The sequence below is a fragment of the Hydrogenophaga sp. 70-12 genome (assembly GCF_001897365.1).
GTDB lineage: Bacteria > Pseudomonadota > Gammaproteobacteria > Burkholderiales > Burkholderiaceae_C > Hydrogenophaga > Hydrogenophaga borbori.
The window spans coordinates 1-6,504 of record NZ_MKSS01000360.1; the positions used below are offsets into that span (position 1 = coordinate 1).

The 6,504-nt window shown below is 70.7% G+C and carries 7 protein-coding genes; 1 reads left to right on the forward strand and 6 read right to left on the reverse strand.

The genetic code is table 11. The features are described 5' to 3' along the window. Positions 1-551 (reverse strand): carboxylesterase family protein (locus BGO22_RS18490; RefSeq protein WP_286852142.1); only part of this gene is annotated, 551 nt, incomplete at its 3' end. 106 nt (positions 552-657) lie between these two features. Here BGO22_RS18490 and BGO22_RS18495 point away from each other — a divergent pair. Continuing rightward, the gene (locus BGO22_RS18495; protein ID WP_286852146.1) at positions 658-1,575 is read left to right on the forward strand and encodes a LysR family transcriptional regulator; all 918 of its coding nucleotides are present in this window, start codon (positions 658-660) and stop codon (positions 1,573-1,575) included. A gap of 14 nt (positions 1,576-1,589) precedes the next feature. Here the strand turns inward: BGO22_RS18495 and BGO22_RS18500 are convergent, their stop codons facing one another. From BGO22_RS18500 to BGO22_RS18520, 5 genes are read right to left on the reverse strand one after another with little or no spacing between them, the layout of a single operon-like run. After that, on the reverse strand, positions 1,590-2,600 hold the full coding sequence (locus BGO22_RS18500) for a 2Fe-2S iron-sulfur cluster-binding protein (protein WP_286852147.1): 1,011 nt from the start codon (positions 2,598-2,600) through the stop codon (positions 1,590-1,592). A gap of 23 nt (positions 2,601-2,623) precedes the next feature. Next, positions 2,624-3,103, reverse strand: coding sequence for a GlcG/HbpS family heme-binding protein (locus BGO22_RS18505; RefSeq protein WP_070399330.1), 480 nt, complete (start codon positions 3,101-3,103; stop codon positions 2,624-2,626). Between the two features lie 32 nt (positions 3,104-3,135). Further along, positions 3,136-4,635, reverse strand: coding sequence for an aldehyde dehydrogenase family protein (locus tag BGO22_RS18510; RefSeq protein WP_204743447.1), 1,500 nt, complete (start codon positions 4,633-4,635; stop codon positions 3,136-3,138). After that, complete coding sequence (locus tag BGO22_RS18515; RefSeq protein WP_070399331.1) at positions 4,632-5,480, reverse strand: alpha/beta fold hydrolase; 849 nt, start codon at positions 5,478-5,480, stop codon at positions 4,632-4,634. The genes BGO22_RS18510 and BGO22_RS18515 overlap by 4 nt, the downstream gene beginning before the upstream one ends. 53 nt (positions 5,481-5,533) lie before the next feature. Further along, positions 5,534-6,265, reverse strand: a complete 732-nt coding sequence (locus BGO22_RS18520) for an iron-containing redox enzyme family protein (RefSeq protein ID WP_070399332.1) — start codon at positions 6,263-6,265, stop codon at positions 5,534-5,536. Between the last annotated feature and the right edge of the window lie 239 nt (positions 6,266-6,504).

Sequence of the window (6,504 nt, forward strand, 5' to 3'; positions counted from 1 at the left end):
GCCACCCATTGGAAGGCCAGCTCCAGGTCCAGCAGGCCGAGGTTGGCCACGCCGCCGTCGGCCAGCAGCCAGCCCAGGGGACCCAGGCGCGCGTTGAGGCCCACCACGACCACATCGCCGCGGCGCGCCAGGGCCTCGCCGCTGTACCAGTCGAGCACGCCGCCGCTTTGCCAGGCGCCGCCGTGGCACCACACCAGCACGGGGCGGCGCGCCGCGTCGGCCCCGGGTGTCCAGACCGTCAGGTGCAGGCAGTCCTCGGACTGCGGCGCCTCGCAGGCGCCCAGCACCGGGGCGAGCGCCGAGGGCAGCTGGGGCGCGATCGGGCCGGTGCCGGTGGCGTCGACCTCGCCGCGCAGGGGCAGGGGCGCGGGCGGGGCGAAGCGCCGCGCGCCCACCGGTGCCAGCGCGTAGCGCAGCCCGCCAAAGCGCGACACGCCCCGCCGCCGCAGGCCCAGCAGCCGGGCCTCGCCCAGGCGCAGCGCCACGCGCTCGGGCGGGGCGTCGGTCGCGGGCGAAGGCGGGGGGTGATCGGGGCGGTCGTTGCGGCGCACGGGGTGTCCCTGGGGGGCATCGGTCGGCGGGGGGAAGGCCGCGATTGAAGTCCAGATCCGTTCATTCGTAAATCGATAGTTATTCAAGCATCCATAAAATGACTTCATGAATACGTCCCGCGTCACCGGCCTCACCCTGAAGCAGCTGCGCGCCTTCGTCGCGGTCTACAAGCTGCGGCGCCTGAGCACGGCGGCCGCGCAGCTCTACGTCACGCAGTCGGCCGTGAGCGTGCTGATTCGCCAGATGGAAGAGGTGCTGGGGATGCGCCTGTTCGACCGCACGACGCGCTCGCTGCAGCCCACGCCGGCGGCGCACGACGTGATCGAGACCGCGCAGCGCGTGCTGCGCGACATCGACTCGCTGAGCGCCGGCCTGGACGACCTGTCCTCGCTGCGGCGCGGCCGTGTCACGGTGGCCTGCACGCCGACCCTGGCGGAGGTCCTGCTGCCGCCGGTGATCCGCGCGTTCCGCGAGCGGCACCCGGACATTCAGGTCAACGTGGACGACTGCCCGCCCGACCAGTTCATCGCGCGCCTGATCGGCGAACGCGCCGACTTCGGCATCGGCACGCCCGACCGCGCGGACGACGGCGTGCAGATGCAGCGCCTCATGGGCGACCACCTGAGCGTGGTGCTGCACAAGGACGACCCGATGGCGGCGCGCAAGTCGGTGCGCTGGAAGGACCTGGACGGCGTGCCCGTGGCCACCGTGCGGCCCGGTTTCGGCGTGCGCCCGCTGATCGACCATTCCGCCGCGCAGGCGGGCATCCGGCTCAACGTGGCGCGCGAGGTGTCCCTGCTGTCCACCGCGCTGTGGATGACGTCCTGCGGCATGGGGCCGTCCATCATGCCGGCCGCCTATCTGCGCTACTCGCGCGACCCGGACCTGGTGGCGCGGCCCCTGAGCGGGCCACGCGTCTCGCGCGACATCTACGTGCTGGTCAAGGAAGGCCGCTCGCTGTCACCGGCGGCGCGCCAGCTGGTGCAGGTGCTGCACGCGCGCATGAAGGCGTTCGCCGGCTGAGGGGGCGGCGCCCCTCAGCCCGCCACCAGTTCGCTCTGGAACAGGAAGCTGTCGGAGTAGAAGAAGGCCGGGTCGGCCCCCTGCGCCGCGAGCTCGGCCTTGGCGCTGGCGATCATGGCGGGCGAGCCGCACATATAGAAGGCGCACTCGCCGAGTTCGGCGCCCAGGTCTTCGATCACCGCCTGCTGCACGTGCCCGCGCCGGCCGCTCCAGGCCTCGCCCGCGCGCGAGAGCACGGGCACGTAGCGGAACTCGTAGAGGCCTTCGCCCCAGGCGCGGATCTCGGCGTCGAGGTAGAGGTCGGCCTCGGTGCGCGCGCCCCAGTAGAGGTGCACGGGCGGGCAGTCCTCGTCGTCCTTGAGCGATTCCAGCATGCTCTTGAGCGGGGCCAGGCCGGTGCCGGTGGCCAGCATCACGATGGGGCGGTAGTCCTGCGGGTGCAGTCGGAAGCTGCCCAGGGGCAGCTCCACCTCCAGCGCGTCGCCGGGCTGCAGCTGCGTGAGCTCGCCGTCGGTGAAGCGGCCGCCCGGGATGCGGCGGATGTGGAAGTCCACGCGCGCGCCGGCCGGGCAGGAGGCCATGGAGAAGCTGCGGTGGCTGCCGTCGGGCAGGTGCACGTTCATGTACTGGCCGGGGTGGAAGCGGAAGTCGGGTTCCACCGGCAGTTCCAGGCACAGGCGCGTGACGTCGCCGCACAGGGCCTCGACGCTGTCCACGCGCGCCAGCAGGCGCTGCGGCGGCGGGCCCAGGTCGGGCTCGACGCTCACCACCAGGTCGCCGCAGGCGCGCGCCTGGCAGAGCAGGGCCTGGCCGGCGGCGGCCTCTTCCTCGCTCAGGCCCATGGGCAGCTCGTCTTCGTAGCGCACCTGGCCCTCCACCACGCGCACGCGGCAGGTGCCGCAGGCGCCGTTGCGGCAGTCGTAGGCGAAGGGCACGTCGTGGCGGCGCGCCGCGCTCAGCACGGCCTCGTCGGCGCCGGCGTCGAAGCAGCGGCCGGTTTCCAGCCAGGTGATGCGGTGGGCCATGGCGCGCTCCGGCGACGGGACCATCAGTACTTCAGGTCGGCCTTGACGACCACGTCCAGGCCTTGCCCGGCCAGCAGGTCCTTGAGGGCCTGCAGCGCGGCCAGGCCGCAGGCGGTGTCCTGCTCGCCGTTGCCGCCGCTCAGGCCCACGCCGCCCACCACCTCGCCATTGACCACGATGGGGAAGCCGCCGACGAAGACGGCGAACTTGCCGTCGAAGCTCCACTGGATGCCGAAGGCCTCGTTGCCGGGCAGGGCGGGGCCGTTGGGCGGCGTGTTGAACAGGTGGGTGGAGCGCTTGTGGCCGGCGGCCGTGAAGGCCTTGTTCCAGGCGATCTGCGGGCCGGTGACCCGCGCGCCGTCCATGCGCTCCAGCACCAGCGGGAAGCCGCCTTCGTCGGTGATGCAGACGGTCTCGGGCACGCCCAGGGCCTGGGCTTTGTCGAGGGCGGCGGCGGCCATGCGGCGCGCTTCGGGCAGTTGCAGCTTGAGAGCGGATTTCATGTGGGTCTTGTCCTTGTAAGAGCGGGGCGGGTTCAGAGGCCGCGGTAGACGACCTTGGTCTGCGTGAAGAATTCCAGGCCCACGCGGCCGGACTCGCGGAAGGTGGAGGTGCTGGAGTTCTTCATGCCGCCGAAGGGCGCGTTCACCAGGTTGCCGGTGGTGGTGCGGTTGATCTTCACCGTGCCCGACTGGATGTTGTTGGCGAAGTCGTGCATGTAGCGCGGGTTGCGCGTGGCGATGGCGGCCGACAGGCCGTACTCGCTGTCGTTGGCCATGGCCATGGCGCTGGCGAAGCTGTCGGCCTCGAGCACGGCGATCACCGGGCCGAAGATTTCTTCGCGCGCGATGCGCATGGACTGCGTGACCTTGTCGAACACGGCCGGCGTCACGTAGTAGCCCTTGTCGTAGGGCGCGCCGCTGAGGCGCTCGCCGCCGCACAGCAGCCGCGCCTCCTGGCGGCCGATGTCCAGGTAGTGCAGCACGGTCTCGAGTTGCTTGGCCGTGGCCAGCGGGCCCAGGTCCATGCCGGGCTGGTGGCCGGGGCCGATCTTGAGCGTCTTCACGCGCTCGACCAGCTTCTTGGTGAAGGCCTCTTTCACGGCCTTCATCACGATCACGCGGCTGGTGCCGGTGCAGGCCTGGCCGGTGAGCGAGAAGCCGCCTTTGATGGCGAGTTCCACGGCCTGGTCCAGGTCGGCGTCTTCCATCACGATCAGCGGGTTCTTGCCGCCCAGCTCCATCTGCAGCCGCGTGGTCAGGTGCACGGTGCGGTGGATGTGCATGCCGGCCTGCGTGGAGCCGGTGAAGGAGATCGCGCGGATCGATTTCGAGGTGGTGATGATGGGGCCCACGTCGCCGGCGCGGCCGGTGATGTAGTTGATGACGCCCTTGGGGATGCCGGCCTCGACCAGGGCCTCGACCAGGCGCAGGCCGCTCAGCGGCGCGTCCGACGAGGGCTTGAAGACGATGGTGTTGCCGGTGATCAGCGCGGGCGCGATCTTGCGCGCCGGGATGGAGGCCGGGAAGTTCCAGGGCGAGATGACGGAGACCACGCCCAGCGGCTCGCGCTGGCTGTAGACCATCATGTTGGCGTCGTCCTGCGGGTAGGTCTCGCCGCCGAAGGTCTGGCCCTCGATGGCGTAGAAGCGGAAGGTCTGGGCCGCGCGCAGGAATTCGTCCTTGCCGAGTGCGACCGACTTGCCTTCCTCGCGGCTGAGCTCCTCGCCGAAGCGCTGGGCGTTGGCCTCCAGGTAGTCGGCGGCCTTGTTCAGGATCTTGGCGCGCTGGCTCGGCGCGGTCTTGCGCCAGTCCTCGAAGGCGGCGGTGGCGGCGTTGACCGCGTCCTCCGCGTCCAGCGCGGTGGAGGCCTGGAAGCGGCCGATCAGCTCGTCGGTGTGGGCCGGGTTGCTGTTGTCGAAGGTGCGCGCGCTGCGGCACTTGACCCATTGGCCGTCGATGTAGTTCAGGAACTCCTCGACCGGCCGGCCCGGGGCGCTGATTTCGGTGAGGAAGGCTTCGGCTGTCGTGCTCATGGTGCGGGTGTTCCGGTGGAGGAGGAAAGCGGTGTCAGGAAATCGCCCAGGCAGTGCGCGAAGGCCTGCGGGTGCGTCAGCTGGGGGAAATGGCCCGCGCCCGCCAGGGTGCGGCGCGTGGCATGGGGGGTGGCGGCGGCCAGGCGGTCCACGCCGGGGCCGAAGGCCTCGGGGCTGCGGTCGCCCTGCGTGAGCAGCACGGGCAGCGGGCTGTGGGCCAGCAGTTCGGGAGACAGCGCCAGCCGCTCGGGGTCGCGCGACTGGTCGAGCCAGGTGGCGGCGTTGGCCACCCAGGTGGCGCGCATGCGCGCGTCCATGACCTCTTCCCAGGGCTGGCCGGTGAGCGCGACCTGTTCCGCGAAGACCCGCGCGCCGAGCGCGGCCTCGCCGTTGTCGATGAGCGCCGCCGCGCGCGCCATGGCCACCTTGGTGGCTTGCGCCAGCGGCGCGTGCGCGGGCGATTCGCCCAGCACGCCGAACAGCGGCGGCTCGTGCAGGCACAGGCTGCGCAGCCGCTCGGGGTGCCGCGCGGCGTACAGCAGCGCCACGCAGGCGCCGTAGGAATGGCCGACCAGGTGCACGGGGCCCTGGCCGATGGCCTCGATCACGCCGTGCAGGTCGGCCACGTCCTGGCTGATGTGTCCCTGTCCACCGGGTTCGGTGCTGCCGCCATGGCCACGGCGGTCGTAGGCCACGACGCGCCAGCGCGGCGACAGCAGCGCGGCCACGGCGTCCCAGGCGCTGTGGTCGTCCCAGGAGCCGTGCACGAAAACCAGGGTCTCGCCCTGGCCGGCGCTGCCGACCAGGAGCTCGACCTCGTCCAGGGTCAGCCGGTGGTGGTTCATATCGGAAGGAGGGGCCGGGTGGGGCGGGCCGCGCCGCGGCCCGCCGCGGGGGCTCAGGCGGCCTTGGCCAGCACCGGCTTCTGCTGGGCCGGGGCCACGTAGTCGTTGTAGAGCGCGGTGGTGTAGAGCAGGCGCATCTCGGCGCCGATCTCGCAGATGCGCAGGCAGCGCTTCTGCAGCTCGGGCGTGTTGGCGTGCTCCAGCACGATCTGGTAGCCGCGCTCGCCGTGGATCTCGTCGGACACGATGTGCAGGTCGAAGAACTCGACTTCCTCGTCGGTGAAGCCGTACTTCTCGCGCAGCGTGGGCGTCTGCTTGCGGTAAATGGACGGCACCTGCGACTCCAGGCCCACCACCAGGCCGGCCACGGCGACCACGGGGTCTTCGCGCATGGCCACGGCGTAGCACCAGCTTTGCAGGGCGCGCGTGGTGGGGCTCATGTTGTCGGCGTCGACGATGCGCTCGCGCGTGGTGCCGCAGGCCTCGCCGAAGCGGATCAGCAGGTCGGTGTGGCGGTCGCCGCCGATTTCTTCTTCATACATGTTGGCCAGCAGGAAGTCCTTGGCCTCGGTCATGTGGTCGGGCGTGCGCGCGTACAGGTAGCCCAGGTAGTCGGCGAAGGGGCCGACGTAGTGGTAGTGGTTCTCGGCCCAGCGCGCGAGGTGCTCGCGCGAGAGCGTGCCGCCGGCCCAGGCCAGGCTGAAGGGGGACTGGTTGGCGCTCTTGCCCTTGATGGCGTTTTCGAGGGCGGTGCGGAATTCGTCTCGGCTGAGCAGTTGGGACATGGGGGCTCTCCTGGTGGGTGATGGGTGGACACCGGCATCGGGGCGGTCTCTCGCGACCGATTGGCGTATACAGTATACATAGCGGTCGATTCCAAGGCAAAAACCGACCGAATCAACGGGCAAATGAGCGCCGTCGTTAAAAGTATACTGTATACTTTCTCCGAATCCAAGACCAGTCCAGCCCTGCCGACATGCCCATCGTCACCTTCCACAAGAACGGCCAGACCTACCGCGACGAG